Origin of the sequence: Paenibacillus sp. FSL R5-0701, assembly GCF_037973995.1 — a bacterium.
Lineage (GTDB): Bacteria > Bacillota > Bacilli > Paenibacillales > Paenibacillaceae > Paenibacillus.
Genome location: NZ_CP150230.1, coordinates 6,701,237 through 6,727,994, shown reverse-complemented (window position 1 = coordinate 6,727,994; position 26,758 = coordinate 6,701,237). Strand labels below are relative to the sequence as shown.

The 26,758-nt window shown below is 50.9% G+C and carries 21 protein-coding genes; 11 read left to right on the top strand and 10 right to left on the bottom strand.

The features are described 5' to 3' along the window. Positions 1-153 precede the first annotated feature (153 nt). Positions 154-402 (top strand): hypothetical protein, encoded by a 249-nt coding sequence (locus MKZ13_RS29530; RefSeq protein WP_221819765.1) that lies wholly within the window; start codon positions 154-156, stop codon positions 400-402. A gap of 427 nt (positions 403-829) precedes the next feature. Here MKZ13_RS29530 and MKZ13_RS29525 read toward each other — a convergent pair whose 3' ends face one another. Together MKZ13_RS29525 and MKZ13_RS29520 are read right to left on the bottom strand one after the other, a co-directional pair. After that, entirely contained in the window at positions 830-1,411 is a 582-nt protein-coding gene (locus MKZ13_RS29525; protein ID WP_221819763.1) for a hypothetical protein, read from the bottom strand. Between the two features lie 31 nt (positions 1,412-1,442). Then, positions 1,443-1,985, bottom strand: a complete 543-nt coding sequence (locus tag MKZ13_RS29520; protein WP_221819760.1) for a hypothetical protein — start codon at positions 1,983-1,985, stop codon at positions 1,443-1,445. Positions 1,986-2,175: 190 nt separating this feature from the next. Here MKZ13_RS29520 and MKZ13_RS29515 point away from each other — a divergent pair, with 190 nt between their 5' ends. The 5 genes from MKZ13_RS29515 to MKZ13_RS29495 all read left to right on the top strand — a co-directional run bounded on the left by MKZ13_RS29515 (position 2,176) and on the right by MKZ13_RS29495 (position 10,290). Then, entirely contained in the window at positions 2,176-2,673 is a 498-nt protein-coding gene (locus MKZ13_RS29515) for a DUF6385 domain-containing protein (RefSeq protein ID WP_221819759.1), read from the top strand. Between the two features lie 45 nt (positions 2,674-2,718). Further along, on the top strand, positions 2,719-3,882 hold the full coding sequence (locus MKZ13_RS29510; protein ID WP_260632658.1) for a DUF6385 domain-containing protein: 1,164 nt from the start codon (positions 2,719-2,721) through the stop codon (positions 3,880-3,882). Positions 3,883-3,961: 79 nt separating this feature from the next. After that, a complete protein-coding gene (locus MKZ13_RS29505; RefSeq protein ID WP_221819758.1) occupies positions 3,962-6,244 on the top strand; it encodes a glycosyltransferase in 2,283 nt (760 codons plus the stop codon). Further along, positions 6,201-8,171 carry a glycosyltransferase gene (locus tag MKZ13_RS29500; protein ID WP_339180376.1) on the top strand — a complete coding sequence of 657 codons (1,971 nt, stop codon included), beginning with the start codon at positions 6,201-6,203 and terminating at the stop codon, positions 8,169-8,171. Before MKZ13_RS29505 ends, MKZ13_RS29500 begins: the two co-directional genes overlap by 44 nt. A gap of 112 nt (positions 8,172-8,283) precedes the next feature. After that, positions 8,284-10,290 (top strand): glycosyltransferase family 2 protein, encoded by a 2,007-nt coding sequence (locus tag MKZ13_RS29495; RefSeq protein WP_339180373.1) that lies wholly within the window; start codon positions 8,284-8,286, stop codon positions 10,288-10,290. A 287-nt stretch (positions 10,291-10,577) separates the two neighbouring features. Here the strand turns inward: MKZ13_RS29495 and MKZ13_RS29490 are convergent, their stop codons facing one another. The 4 genes from MKZ13_RS29490 to MKZ13_RS29475 are packed head-to-tail and all read right to left on the bottom strand — an operon-like array spanning position 10,578 to position 15,073. Further along, positions 10,578-11,249 carry a class I SAM-dependent methyltransferase gene (locus MKZ13_RS29490; RefSeq protein ID WP_339180371.1) on the bottom strand — a complete coding sequence of 224 codons (672 nt, stop codon included), beginning with the start codon at positions 11,247-11,249 and terminating at the stop codon, positions 10,578-10,580. After that, positions 11,246-12,787, bottom strand: coding sequence for a glycosyltransferase (locus tag MKZ13_RS29485; protein WP_339180368.1), 1,542 nt, complete (start codon positions 12,785-12,787; stop codon positions 11,246-11,248). Before MKZ13_RS29485 ends, MKZ13_RS29490 begins: the two co-directional genes overlap by 4 nt. A gap of 1 nt (position 12,788) precedes the next feature. Then, positions 12,789-13,781, bottom strand: coding sequence for a glycosyltransferase (locus tag MKZ13_RS29480; protein WP_339180365.1), 993 nt, complete (start codon positions 13,779-13,781; stop codon positions 12,789-12,791). Then, positions 13,781-15,073, bottom strand: a complete 1,293-nt coding sequence (locus tag MKZ13_RS29475) for a hypothetical protein (RefSeq protein ID WP_339180363.1) — start codon at positions 15,071-15,073, stop codon at positions 13,781-13,783. The genes MKZ13_RS29480 and MKZ13_RS29475 overlap by 1 nt, the downstream gene beginning before the upstream one ends. A gap of 383 nt (positions 15,074-15,456) precedes the next feature. Between MKZ13_RS29475 and MKZ13_RS29470 the strand changes: the two genes are divergently transcribed. The 4 genes from MKZ13_RS29470 to cydC are packed head-to-tail and all read left to right on the top strand — an operon-like array spanning position 15,457 to position 21,726. Further along, complete coding sequence (locus tag MKZ13_RS29470; RefSeq protein WP_339180361.1) at positions 15,457-16,872, top strand: cytochrome ubiquinol oxidase subunit I; 1,416 nt, start codon at positions 15,457-15,459, stop codon at positions 16,870-16,872. After that, entirely contained in the window at positions 16,817-17,872 is a 1,056-nt protein-coding gene (gene cydB, locus MKZ13_RS29465; protein ID WP_244898245.1) for a cytochrome d ubiquinol oxidase subunit II, read from the top strand. The genes MKZ13_RS29470 and cydB overlap by 56 nt, the downstream gene beginning before the upstream one ends. 1 nt (position 17,873) lies before the next feature. After that, a complete protein-coding gene (gene cydD / locus MKZ13_RS29460; RefSeq protein ID WP_339180358.1) occupies positions 17,874-19,787 on the top strand; it encodes a thiol reductant ABC exporter subunit CydD in 1,914 nt (637 codons plus the stop codon). A gap of 1 nt (position 19,788) precedes the next feature. Continuing rightward, a complete protein-coding gene (gene cydC, locus MKZ13_RS29455; protein ID WP_339180355.1) occupies positions 19,789-21,726 on the top strand; it encodes a thiol reductant ABC exporter subunit CydC in 1,938 nt (645 codons plus the stop codon). Between the two features lie 110 nt (positions 21,727-21,836). Here the strand turns inward: cydC and MKZ13_RS29450 are convergent, their stop codons facing one another. The 3 genes from MKZ13_RS29450 to MKZ13_RS29440 form a co-directional block, all read right to left on the bottom strand. Continuing rightward, positions 21,837-22,796 carry an MraY family glycosyltransferase gene (locus MKZ13_RS29450; protein WP_145325010.1) on the bottom strand — a complete coding sequence of 320 codons (960 nt, stop codon included), beginning with the start codon at positions 22,794-22,796 and terminating at the stop codon, positions 21,837-21,839. A 118-nt stretch (positions 22,797-22,914) separates the two neighbouring features. Beyond that, the gene (locus tag MKZ13_RS29445) at positions 22,915-23,727 is read right to left on the bottom strand and encodes a hypothetical protein (RefSeq protein ID WP_339180353.1); all 813 of its coding nucleotides are present in this window, start codon (positions 23,725-23,727) and stop codon (positions 22,915-22,917) included. Between the two features lie 65 nt (positions 23,728-23,792). Further along, complete coding sequence (locus MKZ13_RS29440) at positions 23,793-24,110, bottom strand: metalloregulator ArsR/SmtB family transcription factor (RefSeq protein WP_339180351.1); 318 nt, start codon at positions 24,108-24,110, stop codon at positions 23,793-23,795. 354 nt (positions 24,111-24,464) lie between these two features. Here MKZ13_RS29440 and MKZ13_RS29435 point away from each other — a divergent pair, with 354 nt between their 5' ends. After that, positions 24,465-24,854 carry a nuclear transport factor 2 family protein gene (locus MKZ13_RS29435; RefSeq protein ID WP_047840828.1) on the top strand — a complete coding sequence of 130 codons (390 nt, stop codon included), beginning with the start codon at positions 24,465-24,467 and terminating at the stop codon, positions 24,852-24,854. A 227-nt stretch (positions 24,855-25,081) separates the two neighbouring features. Here MKZ13_RS29435 and gntK read toward each other — a convergent pair whose 3' ends face one another. Continuing rightward, positions 25,082-26,632, bottom strand: coding sequence for a gluconokinase (gntK, locus tag MKZ13_RS29430; protein ID WP_339180348.1), 1,551 nt, complete (start codon positions 26,630-26,632; stop codon positions 25,082-25,084). Positions 26,633-26,758: the final 126 nt, after the last annotated feature.

Below are 26,758 nucleotides of genomic sequence, written 5' to 3'. Positions count from 1 at the left end.
CCAATGTGAAAATAACTGATGAGACATATTTTCTAGACGTTTATATCGCGAAAAAAGGAAATGCAGGATTGCCTGATGGGCTCTATGTAATAATGGAAACTGATACAGTTCCGAATTAAAACCAATCTATTGATACCAAGGAGGAATGATTATATGAATAAACGGGCAGCTGGTATTACCCTCCTTGTCATCTCTGCCATATTGTTTATTTCGAGAAATAGTACACATTTTATTGTTGCGGCAATTATGGGCCGCAAAGATAATGTTTTAGGTGAGGGTATGTTTGAGTACGCTTTGTCAGTTACTAGATCCTTTTCTTTTGTCCCAGAAATAATTGCACTATGTCTAGGAATTATTTATCTAGTATGGGCTGAAATGGACAAAAAGAAAGAAGTGCATTGAATAATAAATCATCGTTTTACTCATTCTTAGAGAGCATCCATACGGGTGCTCTTTTTGATCTTAAATGAATCGATTTTATGTCCGTGAGAATATAACACACTGCAAGCATGAATTTTTACGTGTCGCCGCCACATTAGGTGGCCATTACATTCTCGTAACTACTTAGAAGGTATAAGTGTAGATAACTTATTAAAACCGGAGTGGGAGCAATTCATTATGCTCTGTGCTGAACAATCGGTAGAGGTAACGGATTATGATAGAGTGCTTTTTTGATGGTTCGATCTTCGAAGTACAAATCCATATGCTTTTAGGGAAATAAGAAAGATAGACACTAAAGAGATTAAAACATGGCGAGAACTGGCATATGCCGGTTCTTTTTAATGTGTGTCGGCCGTTTGCTATCCTAGAATGTTATATATTGAACGAATCATACTTCCCACCAAGCAAAATAAGCAGTGGAGGCCATCAGTCCTCCAACCGAAAGTGATCCGCTGACAGAGAGATTAATGGCTTGACCCGGAGGAACCACGTAACGGCCATATTCATTGGACAGAAACGGCCCTGCTTGAAGGGGCATAGCCATCAATGGGGTCGCTCCTGAAGGTGTAGCAGCAGAGAACCGTACCGTGGCTACGCTGGTATTGCTGCTGGAAAGATTGCTGTTTACTGATGTTAGTGTGGTGGGCGATGTCAGTGTTCCATTCGCGCTCAGACTCATGGAACCACTGAAGGAAGATAATAGATTGAGTGATACCGTGATTCCGCCGGAGAGCCGTGATACGTATAGGGTTTTCCCACTCCCTGCGGGATTGGCCAATTGTACGGTGGCGATCACCGTTCCTCCCAGCAACCCCAGTGTTGTGGAATTGGTGGAACCTGCATTGTACAGATTGCCTGTATTGCCGGCATCGTTCTCCGGTGGGGCAACAATGCCGGGAGAGGTATATGTGTTGGTATTCGACGTATAGACGGGCTGGCTTAACGGGTTAAATACATTATTGTTTGGCACTGGTTACACCACCTTCTACATATAATCACACTCAGAATTCCCACCAGAACAGGTTAATGGCTGCAGTCTGATTCCCCGTACCTACGCTTATGGATAATGTTTGTCCTGGTGGAACAATAATTGAGCCGTTCAGATTGAGTAAATACATACCTGCTGTCAGCGGGATACTGGTTAGGCTCGTGAAGGCACCACCCAATGTACCTGTATTCTGCCTTGTGGAAACTACACTGGTGTTCGTGTTTCCAAGTAGTGTATTGACGGGTACAGGTGTACTCCCACCAGTCACCGTTCCACCAGAGTAGATGACCAGGGTAGCTGCTGCTGTAGTTCCCCCGGTGAGGCCGGAGATTCGCAAAGTTCTTCCGCTACCTGCTGCATTCACGACTTGTAGTAGAAGGTTCTGGTTGGAAGGAATCGAGGAATTGTTGGTCGTTAGGGCAAAAAAGCTGCCTGCAGCAGCTGCACCGCTGTCTGGTGAAGCTTCAATTCCAGGTGCCGAGAAGGTATTGGTCAGTTGAGTAAACAGAGGACCATTGGATTGGTTGAATACATTATAGTTGGTTATCTCATCCACCTCCCATAAACCAGTTCATTTTGAGAAATAATCCGTTTGAATCGCATTTCATTGTACTTGCAGTGTATGTGTAATGAAGAAGAAGGGATTGGGGACTGAACCGTATATCTGGAAATAACGGCGGTTGCCGTGCCCGTATTTCCAATCCGGGCATACGATGCGTAAGCACATTTTTTAAGGGGAAATCGAGATGAGTCGAACAGCGAAGCGAAGCAAGAAGAGAAAGAAGCAACCAACTAAATATGTCAGTCGCCGCCGCTCCCGTCTTTCCTGCCGCGCTAAATTGCTGAAACCTCCTTGTTCCCGGATCACTCGTCCCCGGTTCAAGCAGGGTGCTTCCTCACGTACGAAACTCCCTGGTGCTTTTCAATGTTTTACAGAGCATACGTATGTCGGAGCCGAAACCAGTAACAGCATGGATTCACTCCCGGCACAAGACACCTCATCACTCAGCATGTATACCTATGGCGTTGTGAATCGGGGGAAACATCCGGCTCTTGTACAGATCCAGATCAGCCCCAATGCCGTGGATTATGCTGTGGACAGCCAGGAGGTGGTCGCGGGAGGACAGACCAAAGCGCTGGTACCCTTGCGTTTTTTGCATTATACCCGGCTTGCCATTCGATCCGTTGAACCGAATCAGCCGACCCGGCTCGATGTTTACTTTCAGGCACAGCGTATGCCGTAAGGGAGTATGATCTCACAGATTTGACCAGGGAGGAGGACGAGACACATGCCTAACTTTACAACGTTTAATACGAATCCGGATAATCTGAGAACGTTGATTTTTGGTCAGGATAGTACAGGCACAGCCCAGCCTGTCAGAACGGATACGAGCGGGAACGTGGTTGGTATTATTTTGGACGGAACCATCAGTAACATCTCAGGTCTGACCACGGTTACAATTAACGCCGGAACCATTACCAACATTCTGAACGGAACGATTACGAGTGTACTTGGAGCGACGATCACGGCAGGTACGATCAACAGTGTGCTTGGAGCTACAGTGACCGCAGGTACGTTGACGAACTTGTTGAATGGTACGATTACCAGTGTATTGGGAGCAACGATCACAGCCGGAACCATTACAAGTGTACTCGGGGCAACCGTAACAGCAGGAACACTCACGAACTTGCTTGATGGTACACTTACCAGCGTGCTCGGAGCCACGGTGACTGCAGGGACACTGACGAACTTGCTGAATGGTACGATCACCAGTGTATTGGGAGCGACGATCACAGCCGGAACCATCACCAGTGTGCTTGGGGCCACAGTGACCGCAGGGACACTGACGAACTTATTAAACGGAACCATCACCAGTGTGCTCGGAGCAACAGTAACAGCGGGAACTTTAACGAACTTGCTGAATGGTACGATTACGAGTGTGCTTGGAGCAACAATCACTGCAGGTACGCTGACCAATCTGCTGAACGGAACGATTACAAGCGTACTTGGAGCAACGATTACAGCAGGAACACTGACGAACTTGTTAAACGGAACGATCACCAGCGTGCTCGGCGCTACGATTACGGCAGGGACACTCAGCAGTGTGACGTCCATTTCACAGAAGAGTTTTCAGGAGTCGCAGCTCATTAGCACCCCGACGGCTAACACCTTTACACCGCTTCCAGCAGTGACCACTAGTGTATTTGGTACGTATTCTTTCTTTGTATACAATAGGGGACCGGGTGTAAACCGGGTAGATGCTCGCGTTGAGATCAGTGCGAACGGTTCGAACTGGTACACGGATGTGACGACGGTGACGGGCATTTTGTCCGGGTCAGTGGATGTATTGGTTCCGCAGCGTTTTCTCAAATATACACGTCTATCCTACCGCTCCAGCCTAGTTGGTGCACCAAGTACGATTGATGTGTTCTTCAATGGACAAGGCACATAACCCATTCGTTTGTCATATAGGTACATGGAGTTCCTTTGGTGGACTTCATGTGCTTTTTTTGTATTGGAGGTGGTTACATTTGCAGAACCGTTTACTTGGAATCCATATGATTGTGCAAAATGGAGAACATCACCTGCCCCGCTGTCTCGACAGCTTGAAGCATATCGGCACGGAATGCTATATCACCGATACAGGCTCGTCCGACCGTACAGCCGAGATCGCCAGATCATACGGAGCAACGGTGCTGCACGCCCGTTGGGAGGATGACTTTGCACATGCGCGGAATATCAGTTTACCTCTGGCGAGCACCGAATGGGTCCTGTGTCTAGATGCCGATGAGTATGTTACGCAGGGGTTGGAAGAACTACTGAATTATTTGCCTAAAGTCCATAAAAGCATTACAAGATTGCGTATAACTATAGAGAACCGATACGGAGAAGGGGTAGAAGAGAGCGTTATCTCTCAGCCAGTGAGACTGTTCCGTGCTCATCAGGGATATCGATACAAGGGGCGTATTCATGAGCAATTGGTTCGTAATGGCCCATGCGAGCCTGTCCGGTATGAGGCTGGCGATATGGATAAGAGCGAGAACTGTATAGATGAAGAACATTTGTTGGTTGAGAATGAACCGCTTGCTCCACTATGTCTCATTCATGATGGGTATCTGGCTTCCGCGATTGCTCAGGAGCATAAGCCAAGACGTAATTTGAAGCTGATTAAGCGTGAATTACAGGATGATCCGAAACAGCCCTTTCAACTGTATAATCTGGGCGTGACCTATTGCCAGCTTGGTCAGAATGAACAGGCAATTGAAGCGTTCAGTGAATCATTACGCCTGACAGAGTTGCACGCGCCATATCGTCCTACATTGGTTAGAGATTATGGGAAAGTCCTTGTGGGATTGGAACGATATGAAGAGGCGCATTCACTTCTGGCTGTGGAAAGGCATCGTTACCCATCTTATGCTGATCTGCACCTGTTGTATGGGGAGACGTTGGAGCAGCAAGGTTTGGAGGAACGTGCATACCAATCCTATGCGCGAGCGACCGATTGCCGGGTGGCGCTGGATAGTGATGGACAGAGGAATAGCGGTAGCACGTTAGACGCGTCATATGTAACGGAAGCGGGTTCTGACCGTTACAGAGCGTATACCGCCATGGCCAGACTTGCACAGAAACGGGGCTTCCTGAATGAGTCCGCACATCTGTACGGGCTGGCTCTGGATAGTATGTCTGTGTATGCTCCGGCATGGATGGGGTTGGCAGATGTGCTGCAACAGTCCGGAGAAACGGATGAGAACATAGCAGAAACATTGCTCGCCAGATGCAGAGAGATCGGAGAGTCAGGGCATGGTGACTTGGTTCGTGGTGAATTGTCCCATCCATACGCCGTGACGAATGAGGATCATCTGGTGCATGTGATTCATGTTCTCGCAGGCTGCGGGGCATATGGGCAGTCATTGAATATGCTGGATTCCATTACGCGTAGTGCTCGTATCCATGTAGCAGATCGAATACATTGGTTGTTATGTGCGAACAGGGTTTCGGATGCCTTGCAACTGGTGGAAGAACACTGGGAAGCTGAGGGTATGAATGGGGTTAGCATACAGGCAGAACACAGAATGAATTGGGCACTGGCTTGTTGGGCCAATGGATTACGATTAACCGAGACATTCTTCGCAACTGCGTATCCAGAGGAAAAGGATGTATGGAAGGTCATTGACCGTTTGCTGCATCAGTTGCCCAAAGAGCCACGCTACATGGAACCTGAGTCAGGAGAACAGAAGCTTCTACAATGGGGTCGGCAGGCACAGCTGGTGGCAGAGAAAATTGTGCAGCAGGCCATAAAGACAGGGCAGCTTACGCTTGCTGAGCAACTGCATGAGCTGCGGGCAATCATGATGAGTGAGCATCGGGGAACATCCGTAACGGTACGGCGGGAGTTGGCAAGCCTGCTATATTGTCACGGGTACACCATGGTAGCCGCGAACATCCTGATTCAGTGCATGACCGAGAGTGAGCTGGATGCCGAAGGGTTATTCTGGCTGGGTGAAACGCTGTATACCAAAGGCCACAATGATCAAGCGCTCTCTCTGTTTGAGCAGGCTCTGGAACAGGAACCTGCTATGTGGCAGGCTCGAGTTGGAGCAGCGGTATGTTACATGCAATTGGCAATGGAGGCGATTAAGCAGGAATTGGTTCGTTCTCTGTCTTCAGGGGAACTCGCTGCACAATATACCGCATTGGAACAAAGACTGCAAACGACCGGAGGCATCCCGTGGCGTACGCTTTTCCATGCAAAGGAAAGGAGGAATCAGCTTGCAAGCGGAACGAATTTCCCTATGCATGATCGTGAAGGATGAGGAAGAGTTGCTGCCTCATTGTCTTGCCAGTGTCCAGGGAGCGGTGGACGAAATTATTGTAGTGGACACCGGTTCATCGGACCGCAGCGCGGAGATTGCGCAGCAATATGGAGCGGTGGTTGTGCGATTTGAGTGGTGCGAAGATTTTGCCGCAGCACGGAATGCTGGCCTGGAGCGCGCTTCCGGCGACTGGATTCTCTTTCTTGATGCGGACGAGGCGCTCGATAGGGCTGCGCGGGAGCAGATCAGGAGCTGGACGACGGTCAGCGGATGCGACGGATTGTTTTTAAACATTCATAACTATACAGGTACGGGTCAGCAGGGGGGCACCGTGAATCCGGTTTTGCGTCTCTTCCGTAATGCCCCGGAGCATCGGTTCGAAGGTCGAATTCATGAGCAGATTGCGGCGGCGATTTGCCGTAGGAATTCAGAGGCTGCTTTTCATGTGACGGACATGGTCATCCATCATTATGGGTATCAGACAGCAATTGTGGAGCGCAAAGATAAGGTGAACCGCAATGTCCGCCTGCTGCAACAGGCAGTGGAGGAAGAACCAGATCAGCCGTTCCATCACTATAATCTGGGTGTCGAGTATCTGCGTGTGGGGAAAGCGAAGCGGGCCTTGGAGACGTTTGGTATGGCTCGGATGGGGATTGATCCTGCGGTGACCAGTTACGCGCATTTGCTGTTCAAATATGAAGTTCGTTGTCTCCAGCATCTGAATCGCTGGCAGGAGGCATTGGATCGAATCGACGCTGCGCTTGAACTCTTTCCAGAGTACACGGATTTGATGCACCATCGCGGGGTGTGTGCAGAAGCATTGGGTGATGCAGATCAGGCAGAGTATTCGCTCCGTGAAGCTGTTCGCATGGGAACACCTCCACCCATATATCATACGGAAGAAGGCATCGGCACCTATCAGACGTGGTATACGTTAGGGCGATTGCTGGAAGGAAGGGCAGATCTGGAGGGTGCGGTAGATGCTTACGTCGAGGCGGTGCGTACCAAATCGAGTCTGTTACCGCCGCTCTATCGGATATTCCGAATTATGCGAGTCTCCGGGCAGGAACATCAGATTCCAGAGTTGGTGAGGGAGCGCTTTGCACTCAGTTCGGAAGAGGCTACACACAAAGTATTGGGCATTCTGGAGCAATCTCGTTGTTATGATGCGGCTTTGCAATTGTTATCAGGTATATCCTCACAACCCACCGGTGAGATGAGAGAGCGTTTATCTGTAGCGGAGGCGATGCTCCAAATCCAACAGGGAAGATGGAATAAGGCGCGTCTGAAACTGGAACCTGTGCAGCGGAAAAAAGGGCTGCTCGCGATCTCGTCTGCCCGATGGCTCGAACGTTTGGAGTGGATCGAGGGGAAGAAAGTCAACGGAGATGATCCATTGACCTTGTGGTTAAAGCGTAGTTCGCAGGTGGGTGAAGGAACGAATGAGGAATCTGCTGTGCAGACAGGGAGAACGGTTGGTCTGAGAGCGATAAAGAAGAAGGACATGGACTCCAGCATAGACGGAACGGTTGCAGGAAGAGAGTATGATGGCTGGCAGGCGCTTGGACTGATGATGGAAGGATGTGTACAGTCAGGGAGATGGAAAGAGCTGCATAGCCTGATTCAGATGTGTCGACAGCAATTGGCTGGAGCAGGATTATCGGTGGAACAGAGCGTTCGAATGGGAGAGAAGGAGAAAGAGATGGAAGGGAAAAAGGAAAACGGGAAGGTGAGTGACATTGAGTCGTTTCCTGGGGTTTCGGATTCCCTCGCAGGAACCAGTTGGCTGGTGAAAGGATTAATTAGTGCTGCGGATCATCATCTGGAGGTGTTCGCTCAGCATGCAGATGGACAGCGGCACCGTTGTTGGCCTGTCGTTCAGCATATTCGGCTGGAGTTACCGGGAGCGGACGGGTTTGAGAGCTGAGAGGGGATCAGGCAGGTCCGGGGGTGCAACTTAATTCAGCGGGCTAATGGATGGGACTGAACTCCGTTGGAGAGGGGTGGTGACGAATATGGGCATAGGGATTAGTTTGTGTATGATCGTGAAGGATGAAGCCGGTTCACTCCAGCGGTGCTTGAATGCAGTCAGGGATGTTGTGGATGAGATCATCGTTGTAGACACAGGCTCGGTAGATGATACAACTGAAATTGCGTGTCTCCATGGTGCCGTTGTAATTCGTACGGAATGGAACGGAGATTTCAGTGAAGCCCGTAATCTGTCGCTGACCGCTGCTACGAAACCGTGGATTCTGGTGCTTGATGCAGATGAAGTATGGGCACAGACTCCGCAGATGAAGGCAGAACTCGTGCAGTTGTTAGCGACAAGCAGGGACGACGTATGGGGATACTGGATACAGGTCACAAGTCTGCTGGGGGTGTCCGGTGAAGAGCGTGTGACGGATGCGGTATGTCGTTTGTTCCGAAATGATCCCCGAATTGCCTTTCAGGGCAGAATTCATGAAGAGATTGCTTCTTCCATCATGGCACTGGCTCCGCAAGGTGTGCTTCATTCTGGACTCGAGGTCATTCATTATGGATATCTGGAGCAGGTGATTGCCGCCAAAAATAAAGGCGCACGGAACATGCAATTGATTCGTTTCGCGTTGAATCAGGAGGGAGATCAACCGGAGTTGTTATATGCTCTGGCTGCCGAGTGGTTTCAGCAAGCGAAGTATGATGAAGCACTCCGTTTGTTGCAGCCATTATTGGCACAGCTTATGCCGGAGTGTGGATATCACTCGGATCTGGTGCTGAAAACGGCTTACGCCTGGCGAGAGATTGGCAGTCCAGAACGGGCACTTGCTGTAGTGGAAGCATGGGCGCCCGTGTATGAGGATTTTCCGGATTTGTTGGAGCTTGGTGCTGTACTTGAATTGGATCAAGGGAGAGAGGATGTGGCCTTGAACTGGTTAAAACAGGCTAAATCAGCTGCTTCTACAGCCAGCAGGTATACATCAGTCTCTGGTGCTGGAACCTATCGCAGCCTGACGCTGGAAGGCATGGCATATGAGCGGGCAGGCCGCTGGGCAGAGGCAGAAGCCGCGTACATAGAGGCGCTGGGCATGCAACCCGGCCGCATGCCTGCATGGCAGCGGCTGTTGTTGCTGGCCGCTGCCACAGGGCGGCCGCATGCCATTGCCAGCGTTGCCGCTCGGGTAAGCTTGCCGCCTGCGGCATGGCAAGCGTTGATCCCGGCCGCGCTTGCCGCGCATCGGCCGGAGTGGCTGCTGCGCCATGCGGCGGCGCTTGCTGGCCCGCTGCGGGCACAGCCGCTGGCCGCAGGGCTTGCGCTGGCCCAGCTGGGCGAGGACGCCGCGGCTCGGGCGGCTTTGCAGCCCTGGGCGGCGCATGCGCAGCACGGGCCAGAGGCGGCCCTGGCGCTGTGGGCGCTGGGCCACAAGCAGCCCGGCGGGCGCAACGCCCGAGCGGCGGCTCGCCAGCAGGCAGCGCTGAACGCCGCGGCCCATGCCGCCGAGGCGCTGCTGCAGCGTGGGGCCACGGCTGGCAACCGCAGCAGCAGCGGCAGCCCGCCCCGCGGCGCAACGCCCGGCGGCCCGGCCACGCCTGCGCCAGGCGACGTGCTCGCCGCTGCGCAAGCGCTCGCCGGCGTAGGCGCCTGGGCCGCATGGCTGCGCCTGCTGCAAGCCCTGCCGCCCCGCGGCGCGCTGGCTTTGCTTGCAGCGCTTCCGCCTGCGGCACGCTGCGGGCTGCTGCGCGCACCCGCGAGCGTCCGCGAAGGGCTGCTTGCGCTATGCGGCACGCCTGACGGCGCGCAGCAGCCCCGCGCGGACGAGGTGCCCGCCTCGGAGCGCACCGCTCACGCGCTCCTCGCGGGCACGCTCGCGCTGCTCGCCGGGCGGCAGAACCTGGCGCGTGAATGGGCCGAATCGGCCCAACTCACTGCGCGGCAACCTGCCGCCACAGGTCGCCCGGCGACGACAATCCCGCCGGGCCTGCAAACCCTGCTGTGCCTCACAGCACACGGCGCAGCCTCTGCTGATGAATACACCAACCAGTGCAACATGTTACTGGTACACCTATAATTTTCTTTAATCTTTAATCTTTAATCTTTAATCTTTAATCTTTAATCTTTAATCTTTAATCACTAATCACTAATCACTAATTACTAATCTCTTATTTCTAGTCTCTAGTCCCCAACCTCCATCCCCATATATCCCCGCACTAGCCCATCCGATTGAATTGCAAAAGCAACGGAGCTACAGGTAATCGGAGCATTGCCCGAACCGTGTATTGTTCCGTTGCTAATGGGTCGAGCTCTCAAGCCCTCAATTTTCCAATCCGCACTTAACTCAACGTAAGCCAACTCGTCTCAGCCTTTGCATATCACCGCTCGAAAACAGCGGATCGGCGTGCCGTACATGTCAGACCAGATGGCATCATCCGGTTCTTCCACGTTCAGCTTATCTTCAATGGTTAGTCCGGTGACAGCCATAATCGTTTCCAGCAGATCCGGCTGCATTTCGGGCACATCGAAGGTAGCGATTAACTGTCCGTTTGGTTTCAGCACCCGGGCGAATTCTCGAAACGCCCGCAGCATCGTGCCCGTATCCAGATGTTCCAGTACAGAGATACAGAACACCCGATCAAACTTACCCGACTCGTACGGAAGTTGGGCCAGATTAGCCTTTGCACGGTGCAATCGGACGAGAGTTGATTCCGGTAGATCCTGGGCCGCTTGCTCACCAAAATCAGAAACGATATCCAGTCTTATCGCCTCTTCAGACAAAATACGTTCATCCCAGTCACAGGCGTGAACCTCGCGGCAGTGTTCGGCAAGCCAGAATTTGAACGGATGGGAGATACCGCAGGCTGCATCAAGGACCACATCGTCCGGACGTGCAAACCGCCGGGCCCATTCATATTCGTAGGGACGGCTCCACCATGCCGGATGCAGCGGGAAGACCAATGTGTCCGTTTTAGGATCACTTTGCCGAATGTATCTTGATTCCATGAATTCCGTTGCCTTGGGCATATCCATCATCCCCGAATTCCCTCCTTCAATCCTGTCTCTGCCAAAAAAGATTCCAACACCGTGCTCCAACGGCTCCGCCACCTGGCAAGATCATAGGACAGTGCAGTCTCGCGCGCATAGATTCCCAGTCGTTCTCGCTCGGCCCGATCCTGTACAAGACGAACCAGTGCAGCGGTTAGTTCCTGCTCACCAGGAGGTACCAGCAGCCCATTAAAACCATCCTGAATCAGATCATTCAATCCGCCAACATTGGAGGCAATTACCGGAAGTCCACAGCTCATCGCTTCCAGACAGGCATAGGAGGTGCCTTCCGAGAACACGGTTGGAATTACGGCGATATCTGCCTGATGGTAGGCCTCTCGAATATCACGGAAATCATACGTGCGCTGGTTAATTCGCTCCGCATGTGGATGAGTACGATGCCAGTAACGAAAGACTCTCCCGACCGTACTGCCTTCGACCAGTTCCCCGGCAAATTCAATCTCCAGATCCGGAAAGGCTCCAAGAAGTTTATCTGCCGCCAGCATCATTGGGATAATACCCCGTTCCATGCTGATGCGGCGCGGATAGATAATGCGAATCGGGCGGGGAGAGGTCACACGGGCATCCACAGTTTTCCTTTCAACCTGTCCCTGAATCGGACCATTAACCTGATACTCAGCATCTGTTTCTACCAGAATCTCCGTAGCCCAGTCCGTTGAATTCCGGTGGTTATGAGCAAACCTATACGTTTCGCCATCTGCCTCGACTTCTTCCCGTTTCGATAACTGCAAATGGAGATCTACCATTCCTTTCTCCTTTCGTTCTTGCTCGCTATCTGTATCCCCACCTCCGTCTCTGTTAGCCTTACCATTGTTCGCTCCATCACGACTCATTCCACCCTTACCTTCTACAGCTTGCACCCCTGATATAACTGCACCAACATTCTCTTCATGACTCGCCAGATCATTCTTCCATGCGACAAGCCATTCGTCTTCCTGTTTCTGCTCGAAGGTCCGTGTTGGCGGGGCTGGTGTGAAATAGGACGTATCCACTGCGTTGGGAATCAGGACAACCTGCCTTGGATCGGTATAGGTGCACGCAGCCCGGCAAAAGGTCTGGAAATGAGAATCCACGGATACAATGCGCACGAGTCCATCCAGAGCCAGTTGAATATGTTCCGCGACTTGTTGTTTGGTCTCCAGTGGCAGTCCGGGACGATCCCAGTTAATGCCGTGACAGATGCCAAGGCTGCCAGGTTTGTAGGTGATGGGTTGCCACAGACAGCTGGCATAGATCACTGGGCCGCGCGCTGCTGCTGCCATCCGGTCAAAGGCTTCCGGTACATTATCCATGTCGTACGAATAACCAAATACGTCAATCTGCTCCGTCCGAGTCTGGAATGCTTCAAAATAAGAGAGCTGATGAACTTCGGGAATATGCCCGAGTCCCCGGATGACACTGCACAGATCCAGAATGTAGCGTTCCAGTCCACCACCAAATACACGACCGAATTCCCGGTTGTACCCGTCGGTGAAACTATGTGTCAGAATACTCACCACGCCCATCTCACGGTCCCTCCTTCCAGGGAATCAGCCGAGGTTCCGGATCGAGAATAGACTCGTAATGTGCAAGATTGCCCCACTCACCGCTAGGATCAATGCGCTTGTAACGCAAATATTTACGAACCCGGTCCTCCAGACTGCCTGCCCAGCCGAGGTGCTGAACCTTCAATTCCGTGCTGACTCCAGGCAATACAGTGCAGGACAAGGGAAGACGGGGGACATGATGATTCTGTTGTGGATAAAAATAAGGATATCCAGGCATATACCGTACAAGTGAAGCGGTATGCCGTTTGTGCAGAGACCAGAGATCATCTTCCCGGTAGTGGGTCCGGCCGCCCCACATATCGTAGAAACGGAATGCAAACCAGTCTGCATACTCCTGATTAATCAGAGTGCGTATGGCTTTCTTGGCCTCTGAGCTGTACAGCTCATCCGCATCAACCGAGAGCAACCAGTCGGGACATGTTCCCGCCGCCGCTTGCCATAAGGTGTTGCGAAGGCGCCATTCCTCGGCGAATAGCGGTTTCTCCAATACCTCCAGACGGACCACCTTTGGATAGGCTTTGCATATGTCCGGGGTTCCATCTGTGCTGGCATCGTCCACAATCACGATCTCATCCACGAACTCACTCAGATCATGCAATACTTCTTCAAGGTATCGGCCACGTTCATTGCGAACCTGGAGCATGGCGGTGAGCTTGTTGCCTTTGCTTTTGCGAACCCGGCGAATGGAGAAGGGTTCTTTGAATACGCTTGTTTCCTCCTCTATGGAAGTAGTGTCCTGTTCGAATTGACCTTGTGTGTCGCCCCAGTGATGCACTTGGCTTCGGGAGCCATGTGATGGTTGTGCATGATCCGGCGTGTGATCGCCATTTTCCAATACGTTTATATGTGTTCGATCCACTGTTTCCGTTGGCGTGAAAGTGGTTTCGGTTCGGATATCCCTGTGTACCATTGGCCCATTCAACTGTTGTCTACGCTTCTTCGGGTCCAGCATCACGGCACCTCCCCAAGCAATTGCTGTACAGCATGATCCAACAGCTCCAGCTCCACAATCCGGGCCAGCGCATCTTCATCCTCCAATGCTGTCTCAAGGAAATGTCGGACTGCCCCGTGTCTTTCCCCTCGCAGAGCCAGCGCGCTGCCGGATAATTGCTGATAATCCCGGCGACTGGCATCATCCTGAATATCGACTGCATGCACCAGAGCCAGTGCCTCTTCCACACGTCCAGTCTCCTGGTAGATGCGGAATTTCCAATGTCTCGCTGTTTCTCCGCCAAGTTCGTCCAGGATACGCAGGGCATTTCCGTAATCATCGTTCATGCGCAGTAGTTCCGCTCGTACAAGTTGATCTTCTCCCGCCTCAAGCCAGCGACATAACTGTTCATAATGATGGCGTTCCTGTTCGTCGGCTGCACTGATTCCATACACCCGCAGGGCGTCCTCCAACTTGCCGGACCGGGCATGAACGGCAGACAGGAATCGATAGTGGGAGACTACACAGTCACTGCGACCATTCAAGACCGCATGGGAGAATGCCTCTTGAAGTGAATTGATAGCCCGAGAATCTTCAAGCAAGTACTCATAGGCTGCCAGCAAAAAGGATATCGTCTCATGTGCACCTGCTTTGGCACGAAGCTGGCGGTAGAAGTCGGCACGTACACTGCATTGAAGCAAGGTGACGCTATCCGGAGTGCCTGACAGGATCTGCCGCAGCGCAAGCAAGAAGAGCAGTTCGTAGTCCCGGAGAGGGACTTCGAGATCATCCTTTTGCATCGTCCCCGCAGGTGCAGAGTCTTCGCCGCCCAGCCAGATGGCACGTACGCCTTGGAATAACAGCTTCAAATACCGTGTTTCGGAGGATGTGCCTACCAGATCGGCGATGCCGACCAGTTTGGAAATACTGCTCTCCCATAGCGGAGATTCTGCTTCGTTTCCAGCAGGCTCAGGGAGCAGGGCAATACATAGCTCAGGCTCCAGCGAAGCCGTAGCCATTAGCCAGTAGGGATGGGCGACTACGGCTACGGTGCGAGGTTCGAGCAATAGCTGCTCGGCTTCAGGGAGGGAGATGACGGTAATGACCGGAGGTACATCTTCTGATTGCGTCAGGCTGCTGACATAGTAGACCTCTCCTTCGATCGACAGCAATGCAGCAATATCGGGGTAGGGAAAGGATGACCAGCCTCCTTTGCAAGGGAAGAGAACATATCGGACAGGGGACTGTGTTGTACTGGCCTTATCCAGGCTGACTTCGGAGTCTTCACCTGGTAATGGCGCAGGTTTTTCCATGAATAGTTCACCTCACCTTGACTGTAATATGGTGCGTCATTCACTCTGCATGTACTTCATGCTTTCACTTCATATGTAAAGCCCTCACGGTACTTCGCATGATATGCCTGAGACTAACATATGGGCATTCCGTCCCAAACATGAGTATCTTCCATGAATAGATGCAGTTGGCAAGCTGTGATAATAGGCTGAATTTTATCTTTTATGTGACCAGGATCACTTTTTTTTGCGCTAGAGACGAAGATTGTGATAATTCTCACATGTATAAAATAGGTAATCTGGCACAATACGTTCATCAACGTATTTGGCGGACAGACAGCGAAGGTGCAGCTTCAATGCCAAATACGCATACTGCGAAGTGAACAGAAAGAAGGGGTAACGGTATGGATCCGATTATGTTATCGCGTATCCAATATGCACTTACAACGATTTTCCATTTCTTTTTTGTGCCGCTATCCATCGGTCTTGTACTGTTGGTTGCGATCATGGAGACGTTGTACGTTGTTAAGGGTAAAGAGATCTACAAAACGATGGCCAAGTTCTGGGGCAAGCTGTTCCTGATTAACTTTGCCGTAGGGGTAGTCACAGGTATTTTGCAAGAGTTCCAGTTTGGCATGAACTGGTCCGAGTACTCTCGGTTCGTGGGGGACGTCTTCGGTGCGCCACTGGCTATTGAAGCGTTACTCGCGTTTTTTATGGAGTCTACATTTATTGGGTTGTGGATATTCGGATGGGATCGTTTATCCAAAAAAGTGCATCTGGCCTGCATCTGGCTGGTTTTTGTCGGCACATTCCTGTCCGCGCTGTGGATTCTGGCAGCCAATTCATTTATGCAGCATCCTGTCGGGTTTGAGATCAACAACGGCCGAGCCGAGATGAATGATTTCTTTGCACTTATCACGAATGGTCAGCTTCTCGTCGAGTTCCCGCATACAATCTTTGGGGCATTGATGACAGGGGCCTTCGTGGTAACCGGGATCAGTGCTTACAAATTGATGAAAAAGCAGGATGTGGAGATCTTCCGCAAATCGTTTAATATCGCGATCATTATCGCGCTTATTTCCTCGTTTGGTGTAGCTTTCTCCGGACATTTCCAGGCGCAATATCTGGTGGAGACACAGCCGATGAAGATGGCAGCCAGTGAGGGCACATGGACAACGACAGAAGATCCGGCCCCATGGACGGTGGTCGCTTTTATTGATCCGGATAAACAGGAGAACACGGGTGAGATCAAAATCCCCGGCTTGCTCAGTTATCTGTCTTATAGCAAGTTCTCCGGCAGTGTCAAAGGCATGAAGGAGCTTCAAGCTGAGTATGAACAGACGTATGGACCGGGGGACTACATTCCGCCAGTACGGACAACGTTCTGGAGTTTCCGCATCATGATCGTTGCGGGTGGTCTGATGATTGCACTGGCGCTATACGGTACGTTCCTGGCCATGCGCAAGAAGCTGGAGGTCGCTGGAAAGTGGTTTATGCGTCTGATGGTATTTGCCATATCTTTGCCGTTTATCGCCAATACGTCAGGTTGGATCATGACCGAGGTTGGAAGACAGCCATGGACGGTATTTGGTTATATGACTACCGAAGCCGGGGTCTCGCCGAACGTATCCGCAGGAATGATCCTGTTCTCGACCATCGCTTTTACCGCTGCGTATACGGTTCTCGGAATCGTGATGGTATACCTGTTCGTACGTGAGATCAAAGCAGGACCGTTTGCGGTCGAGAAGCCAGAAGATCACGATGAATCGGCCGATCCGTTCGGCGTGGATGGAGGTTATTCCGTTGTCACTAAGTGAGTTATGGTTTTTGCTGATTGCCGTATTGTTTGTCGGTTTCTTCTTTTTGGAAGGTTTTGATTTTGGGGTGGGGATGTCTACAGGCATTATTGCCAAAACAGACCGTGAACGCCGGACCCTGATCAACTCGATCGGTCCGTTCTGGGATGGTAATGAAGTATGGCTGATTACGGCAGGGGGCGCGATGTTTGCTGCCTTCCCGCACTGGTATGCCACGTTGTTCAGTGGTTTTTACCTGCCACTTGTGGTGGTGTTACTCGCCTTGATTGGCCGCGGAGTTGCTTTCGAATTCCGCAGTAAAATGAAACAGCAGCGCTGGCGCAAAACATGGGACATCATCATTGTTGTCTCCAGCGCGCTCTTGCCTTTCCTGTTCGGCGTGGTCTTTGCCACATTGATGAAAGGTCTGCCCATTGATGGGGAGATGCAGTTGCGTGCAGGATTCCTCGATATCGTTAATCCGTACACCGTAATTGGCGGCTTGAGCGTAACCCTGCTGTGTCTGGTGCATGGATTGCTGTTTGCATCACTCCGGACAGTGGGTGATCTCAGAGAGCGTGCCTTGAAGACAGCGCAAAAATTGATGCTGCCGCTGGCTGCGCTACTCGCTGTTTACGCGTTAATGACGTATTTCATGACCGATGTGTTCGCCGTACGCGGCTGGGCTCTTTGGATCATGGTTGTACTTGGCGCAGTTTCGCTTGCACTTGCGGCCTACTTTGTTCGTCAGAAGCGTGAAGGCTGGGCTTTTGGTATGACAGGGGCAGTGATTGCCATTGCCTTTGCCTCGGTATTTATCGGATTGTTCCCAAGAGTGATGGTGAGTTCCTTTGGAGCGGCGTATGACCTGACTGTATACAATGCCGCATCGGGTGCGTATTCATTGAAAGTAATGACCATTGTAGCTTGCACATTGCTGCCGTTTGTTCTTGGCTATCAGATCTGGAGTTATTATATCTTCCGCAAACGCCTGAACGAGCAGCACCACCTGGAGTACTGATATGGGACGGGGGCTGATGAAGCTGCCGGGCATCCGGCCGGTACTTGCGCTGGCCTCAGCGCTGGTGATGCTACAGGCGATGACGATCATTATGCAAGCCAAATGGCTGGCACAGGCCATCACGGCATTGTTTGAAGGTTCATCCGTAACGGAGCAGTACCCTGTACTGCTGCTGTTCCTGGCTGCTTTTGCCGCCCGCTACGCCCTATCCTTTTGGTTACAACTCGTGACTTCACGATATGCGGAGAAGACAGGGACTGATCTGCGCAAACAGATGGTGGAGCAGTGGTTCAGACTTGGACCGCTATATGCGAAGACGGAGGGCACAGGCCATCTGGTTACGCTGGCACGTGAGGGAACAGCTCAATACAAGACGTATCTTGAACTATTCATTCCTCGTATGCTGGGCATAGGATTCACACCTATCGTCATTCTGTTATATGTATTCAAGTTGGATCTGATGTCCGGGGTTATTCTGATGCTGACACTCCCAATCCTGATCGTGTTCATGATTCTGATTGGCCTCGCAGCTCAGCGTAAGATAGACGGACAATTCAGATCCTACAAAGCACTTGCCAACCATTTTGTTGATACCTTGCGTGGGTTGGAGACGCTAAAAACATTGGGACAGAGCAAAACACACGAAGGGTCCATTTTGCGGGTCAGTCAGCGGTATCGGAGAGCAACGATGTCTACGCTGCGCATGGCTTTTCTTTCTTCGTTTGCACTCGATTTCTTTACGATGTTGTCCGTTGCTTCCGTAGCAGTTGGTCTGGGATTACGTCTGACAGAAGGGCATATGCTACTTGGCCCTGCGCTGACGGTACTGATCTTGGCACCTGAATATTTCCTGCCTGTACGTATGCTCGGCGCTGATTATCATGCCACATTGGACGGTAAGGAAGCCGGAGCGGCCATTAATCAGGTGATTAAACGGGGGAAAGCCGCCGAACAGAAACAGAAAGAAGCCTATGCAAATGTTGTTGCACATCCGGTTACGTCAGAGGACGAAGCTGGATCTACACCATTGTCTTTGGGTAAAAGGAAAGCCGCTACTTCGACCATACGTGTCGTGTTGAATGATAAAACGGCTGCGGGGCATCTTGCTCCTGACTCTGCTTCTGTTTCTACTACTCTTGAGCTTGTTTCTTCCTCTTCCTCAGTGTTCTCTTGGAATGAGAATAGTAGATTGGCTCTAACGGATGTACAGGTACGGCATGATGATGAAGGTCCTTATTCGCTAAAGGATGTCACATTTCAGATCACGGGTCTTGGCAAAATCGGTATTATTGGCGCCAGCGGAGCAGGCAAATCCACGTTGATTGATGTATTGGCTGGATTTCAGCTTCCTACTTCAGGCCAAGTATTAGCCAATGGACAGCCTGTGACACAGAATATGCTTGAATCCTGGAGAAGACAGACGGCAGCTATCCCGCAGCATCCGTATATTTTCAGCGGAAGTCTGGCGGATAACGTTCGTTTCTACATGCCTGAGGCTTCGGATGCAGAAGTGGCGAAGGCAGTCAGCGCAGCTGGATTAACCAAACTACTGTCTTCATTATCCGGTGGGCTGCATGAGCCTATTGGGGCTGGCGGCAGACAGCTCAGTGGTGGGCAGGAGCAACGGGTGGCGCTGGCAAGAGCTCTGCTTAGTCAACGAAATATCCTGTTGCTTGATGAACCGACAGCTCATCTGGATGTAGAGACAGAGTATGAACTGAAACAGACGATGCTGCCGCTGTTTGAAGGCAAACTTGTATTTTTGGCTACCCATCGTCTGCACTGGATGCCACATATGGATCGGATTATTGTCATGGATGGCAGCACGGTGGCAGAGACGGGAACACATCAGGAATTACTGGCACGACAAGGTGTATATTATCAGATGATTCAGGCCCAGATGGAGGCGATATAAAATGAAGTCCGGATATGAGCATATGGAGACCGTCCGTAACGGAAAAGAAAAAAATAGCTGGATTGCTCCGTATGTGGCACAGTACCGCTGGAGATTCATTGCAGTCATTGCGCTAGGCACTTGTGCTGCGCTGTGTGCGGTACTGTTGCTGTTTACCTCCGGATTTCTGATCTCCAAGTCTGCGCTGCGTCCTGAAAATATTTTGATGGTGTATGTACCTATTGTTGGTGTACGTGCATTTGGGATATTCCGCGCCGTGTTTCGATATATCGAGCGATTGGCAGGACATGATGCCGTACTGCGGGTGTTGGCCGATCAACGGGTGAAGTTATATCGCATTCTGGAGCCACAGGCCCTGTTCCTGCGTTCTCGTATGCAGACCGGGGATGTACTTGGAGCACTCGCCGATGATGTGGAGCGGTTGCAGGATATTTATCTGCGCACCGTTTTTCCCGCCGTTACCGCACTTGTGATGTACGGTGGGGCTGTGATTGCCTTTGGCAGTGTTGATCTGGGATTTGCGGTGTGGATGGGCTTGTATATGTTATTTCTCGTTGCCGTGTTACCTGCGATCTCCCTGAAAGTGACGTGGAAATGGCGTGTACGGCTGAAAAAGGAAAACAGCACGTTGTATACCCGTCTGACTGACGGTGTACTTGGACTGGGAGATTGGCTTGCAAGTGGACGAGCCGCAGAATTTGTTCAGCAGCAGGAAGAGGCAGAAGAACAGGTCGACGCAGTTCGTCGCAAGTTGCGGCGTTGGACACGCTGGCGTGATCTGATGGCTCAGTGCGTCATTGGCCTGCTGGTGGTATCGGTTACGTTATGGGCCGGAAATGCCGCTTCTGTCGGACAATTGCCTGCCGTGATGATTGCTGCTTTTGTGCTGGTGTTATTCCCGCTCACGGAAACACTTCTGCCTGTAGGGGATGCGGTGGAGCATCTTCCACAGTACCGAGAATCGCTGGATCGCTTGAAGCAGCTCGAAGGGAAAGATTATCTTCCGTTGCAAAATGGAGCCGGTGATGCTGACGGAACGGGCGAATCGATCTCTGTAGTAAAAAACGGCAACGGATTGGCTGGACAGCCATCGGAGTCCTTGCCAGCTGCAAATGTTATCCCGGACAGACGAATTCGTCTTCGCATTCCACCCAAACTCAGAGCAGACATCGAGATTAATCGCGTAAGTTACCGTTATGCAGCGGATGATTCCTACGCCGTACAGGACGTATCCCTTCATCTGCCACAAGGCAAACGATTAGCTATTCTTGGACGAAGCGGCGGTGGCAAATCGACCTTGTTGAAGCTGATTCAGGGGGCATTACTTCCGTCTGCGGGGAAAGTTCTGATCAATAATATGCCTGTGCAGACCTTGGGTGAGAGTGTCACTGATGTCATCGCAGTGCTGAATCAGAGCCCACACCTGTTCGACACCACGGTAGCCAATAATTTGCGGATTGGTCGTCCACATGCAACGGATGAGGAGATTCGTCAGGTGGCCGCCCAAGTAGGGTTATCCGGTCTGATCGAATCCTTGCCGCAGGGATATGATACACCGATGCTGGAGACGGGGCTGCGTTTCTCCGGTGGGGAAAGGCAACGGATTGCTCTGGCCCGGGTACTGCTCCGAGAGACACCTGTTATTATATTGGATGAACCAACCGTAGGGCTTGATCCGGTGACGGAACGCGAACTGATGCGGACCATTCTGGACAGCTTGCAAGGCAAAACGATGATCTGGGTCACCCATCACCTGATTGGTGCGGAACAGATGGACGAACTTATTTTTATGGAAAATGGAAAAATTGCCATGCAGGGTTCTCACGAACAATTGCTGTCTGGAGAAGAGCGATACCGCCGTCTTATCGAACTTGATCGACCCGGATGGACAGGTCGGCAGCAACAGACACAACCGTTGCCACCCGTAGCTTCGAGATAAGTGGGAGCCTGTTAGCGCCGAACCATATAAGCATAACAAAGAGACGAGCCAAGAAATCTTGGACTCGTCTCTTTTTACATTTCGATATGACCGCTTTTGGTTGCGGATAATTACATTTCCACCAACATTAAAATAATGGAGGACAGACACAGACAAGTGCTGACGAGATAGAGCACAGCAACAACCTGTTTATGATTCAATCCGGCACGCAGCAGTCGATAATGAGCTTGACTTGCATCGGCCTGATAGATCGCTTTACCTTGAATGAAGCGTTTAATAACGACAAAGATGTTATCAAAGATCGGTACACCCAGCGCCAGAATCGGAATGAAAATGGACAACATGGTTGCTTGTTTGAATGCACCATCCAGAGCAATAACCGCCAGAATGAAGCCGAGGAACGTAGCACCTGCATCGCCCATGAACACTTTGGCAGGAGCTTTGTTGTACTTCAGATAACCGATCGTCACACCGACCAGAATGATCGACATGAGTGCAGAATCACTTTGGCCTTTGGCAAGGGCCACGATGAACAGGGTAATCGCCGAGATGGCCGATAATCCGCCAGCCAGTCCATCCATGCCGTCCGAGAAGTTGATGACTGTTGTCACCCCGAAGATCCACAGGATCGTTAGAATGAATTGCAGCCAGATCGGAAGCATGACATATTCCGCGTTGAAGGGATTCACAAATCCGGTGAACGCAATGCCAGAAGCAAATACGAGTACTGCCGCAGAGACTTGTACGAGCATTTTGGGCAGGGCAGGAAAATCTTTGCCTTTTGTTTTGTACCAGTCGTCGACGGTACCAATCGTTAGCAAAAGCATACCACCAGCGACCAGAGCCGCTGTTTCCCATGTGATTTCTTTCGTCAGAGCAATGTATGTCAGGAAAAATCCAGTAAATATCGCGTAACTCGCCGTGAGCGGGATAGGTTGCCTGTGCAGCTTACGCTCCACATCTTCCCGAGGCTTGTCCACAAAATCGAGTCGGTGAGCCAGTCGACCAAGCGGCGGAATAAGCAGAACCACGACAGCAAAAGACACTATAAAAGCCAGTATGTATACCATAAACTCGCTTGTTTCACTCCCATCTACCAATTTCCCCTTATTATACGAGTTAAACAGGAAATCTGTCGATGTCATTATTGTAACCAGACGTACGCAAAGGTGAGCAAAAGTTCAGGTTTTATTGCATGTGAGGAAGATAGGAGCCGAAATAATGTTTTACGGCTTCTGTATGATATCCATCATCACCTTGCCAGGTTGCTGCAAAGACAAAATCGCTGGAACCACCTTTGCGTTTTCTTGGTTTATCTCCAGGAACCAGTATGCCTGCTGCCGCCCAGATTTCCAGCAGGGCATCTCGCTCCTGTTTGCTGGAAGGGAAGAGATCCTTCCACTTTTTCTCCAGTGAGCGAGCACTGTCTTTAGGGTCTTCCGTCTGAGCTGCTTTAAGCAGGTTGACCAGGATGGCTTGGTCTTCAGGAGTTACTTCATAACTTGCATCGTTGTCCTGAAGCAGTAATTCCAGATCCATCAGGCAGTAGATAAGCCAGCCATGCCGTACGCCGCCCCACTTGATCCGTTCAAAGTTCAGGACGTTTAGGTCGACGTTGGAATATTCCTTGTCTGACTGCAAACGCAGGAAATTGCAATCTCCACAGGCACTGGTATTAGCGTGAAGGGCAGGGCGTTCCGCGTAGGTGTGTAAAGGCATGTTCGATGTTAAAGCCCAGCTGGATAATGCGCTGCGCAGGTAGACTTTTTTGGTGGACAGACTATGTAGAAAGGCCGAAATCACGCGTTCCTTGAAGGAGTCATCCTGATGCATGGCGTACAGACGCTGGACAATCTCATCATGCGTGATCGTGAGTGGGTCGAACATAACGCCTTTGCTCTTGGCATATTCAAATTCATCTCCAGAGAAGGGTGCGGAAGTTGTTTTCCAGCCTCCTCCCCAGAATGTGCTCAGCAGTATCCTTGCCGCTTTTTTGTCCATATGGTTAGCCTCCTTATATGGGAATTGCGATCATGATCATTGTGATTGTTCTATCTCAGACCTGCTTAATGTGCGTATTTCGCGGATGTATTCAGAATCATCTCGACTAGTCCTGGAAAACGTGTATTTAGTTCTTCCTTTCGTAGGGAATAAAAGTGCTGTTTACCTACAATACGCGGCTGGATCACGCCAGCTTCACGCAAAATTTTGATGTGATGGGACAACGTGGATTTGGAAATATGGTCTACTTCGAAGGCGGAACAGTTTTTCTCGCCAGAGCTGGCCAGACAGTGTGCAATTTTCATGCGTATTGGATCACCCAATGCATTGCAGACCGTGGTCAGCTTGAATTCCGAAGCCATAGGTATCGTTGGAGTTCTCATATCTATGACGTTAGCATATTCGGCTGTACCTTTCAATGTTTGAAATATTTCGAACTATAGAAGTTGAACTTGTAATTATTATACTTGTTTACTCCGATTGCAGTACCATCTTTCGATCGCTCTTATCCCCAGATTTTCTTTATTCCCTTGGTCCAAGGGAAAAATCCGTTGATAAAGGCGAACGCTTCGCTTCTTCAGATTGGTTCTGCACTCTCCGTGTTAGTGTAAAAGTCGGTCTCAACTTATATATTTCTTGCAGGCAGTATAAGAAGTGTGATACATTTCTTTTCAATAGTTCGAAAATATTCGAACTGAAAGGTTGGAAAATGGCTTTTTATTCTAGGAGGAATATAAATGAGTACTATGAGTACCACTACACTGTTGAACAACTATTTCCGTTTATTTGATGCTTCACGTACAGACGAGCGCGCCATGCAGGACTTATTGTCTCTGTTTACACCGGACGCAGAGATTGTGCTTAACGGCACCAGCCGAACGGGATTCGACGGTTTTATGAAAGCTTTCTACGAGTACAATAAGGATGTAAAACATATGTGGGACGCGTGGGTGCAACAGCCTGACGGCAGCTACCAAACGAACTGGGCGGTATGCGGACAAGCGGCAGACGGAACGGTATATGCCAAAGCAGGCATTGATATCGCACGTGTAAATGATGCAGGGCAGATTGTGTATCTGGAGAATGTACAGGCCGACCAGAATGCGTTCAGCAAGTATAATCAGTAATAGTGCAGAAGCCCCACAGTCTTTCGAACTGTGGGGCTTTTTTTGTGTGGCATATTTAACTAATTTGATAGACACTGAGGACGAAGGCTTCATCTATCCAATAACACAGTTTCTGCAAGAAAATTGGTACATAAAAACCGTACATGAAGATATGTAAATGAAAAAGACCCTCCCGCATGTCTAAAACATGGCGGGAGGGTCCTCATAAACGTACATGCACGTCATCCTTACCTTTGCATCGTCTTATTCTGAAAAGCGGCGATATCCGCATACTCCTCTTCAAACTTACGGGAGATGCGGATGAAGATCGGTAGCAGTTCTCGGTAGACGCGGACACTCTCCGGGTCAGGCTGGTGACGATGTGTTGATCCGATCATGCCGGAGACGGCGCTCAGGGAATCGATGCGGCCAAGAGCGTACAAGCCCAGTACAGCTGCGCCGAGGCAGGAGCTTTCGATACTTTCGGGGATGATGACATCCTGATCGAAAATATCCGCCATCATCTGACGCCACAACTCAGAGCGGGCGAAGCCGCCTGTGGCCTGGATTTTTTTCGGCCGACCGATCTTTTCTTCAATCGCCAACATGACCGTGTACAGGTTAAACAACACACCTTCGAGCGCAGCGCGAATCATATGTTCCTTCTTATGGTGCAGCGTCAGGCCGAAGAACGAGCCGCGTGCGTTCGGATTCCAGAGCGGAGCCCGCTCACCTGTCATGTACGGATGGAACAAGAGACCTTCCGAACCCGGAGGTACGTTCTCAGCAACACGAGTGAGCACTTCATACGGATCGATGCCAAGTCGTTTCGCGGTCTCCACCTCGGAAGCCGCAAACTCGTCCCGAATCCAGCGGAAAATAACACCGCCATTGTTAACCGGTCCGCCAATGACCCAGGCATCCTCCGTGAGCGCATAACAGAAGAAGCGTCCTTTGGGATCGGTCACCGGTTTATCTACGACTGTACGAATCGCTCCACTGGTACCAATGGTCACGGCCACGACGCCCGGATCAATGGCGTTCACGCCCAGATTGGAGAGCACACCATCACTTGCACCGATGACAAATGGTGTGGTGACCGCAATGCCCATCTCCTTGGCGTATTCCGGGTGCAGTCCATGTTTCAACACATGTGTGGTTGGGACCAATCGGGATAGGTGTTCCGGCGTAATGCCCGCCACATGTAGCGCTTCTGCATCCCAGTCGAGTTTCTCCAGATTCATGAGCCCGGTGGCGGAGGCCATCGAGTGGTCAATGACGTATTCAGAGAATAGTTTATAGAAAACATATTCTTTCATGGATATGAATTTGTACGTCTGTCTGAACAGTTCCGGTTGATCCCGGGTGAGCCACATAATCTTGGTGAGAGGGGACATCGGGTGAATCGGCGTACCTGTTCTCAGATAGATTTCGTGACCATTCATCTCCGATTTGAGTGCTTCGGTCCACTCGGCACTGCGATTATCTGCCCAAGTCATGGCCCGCATTAGCGGTTTGCCGTGTTGATTGACAGGCAGAATGCTGTGCATGGCCGAACTGAAGGATACAAACAGGATGTCCTCTGGCTTCACTCCCGCTTTGGACGTGGCCTGTTTAACGGATTCGATGACTGCTTTGAAAATATCTTCCGCATCCTGCTCCGCAATCGCAGGTGTGGGGGTGTGTAGCGGATAATCGGCACTGCCTTGAGCCACAATGGTTCCGTTCTGTTCGAACAAGACGGCCTTGGTGGAGGTCGTGCCGATATCTACGCCGATCATATAGGGTGAAGAAGCCATTTTGTCATCCCTCTTTCTTAAATATATAAGTGAATGAATGCTGTTACACGTTAACACTTCGGGTACAGAAAGCCTTCCGATCGCCGTTATCCCCAAATTTCTTGATTCCCTCTTCAAAGGGAGAAA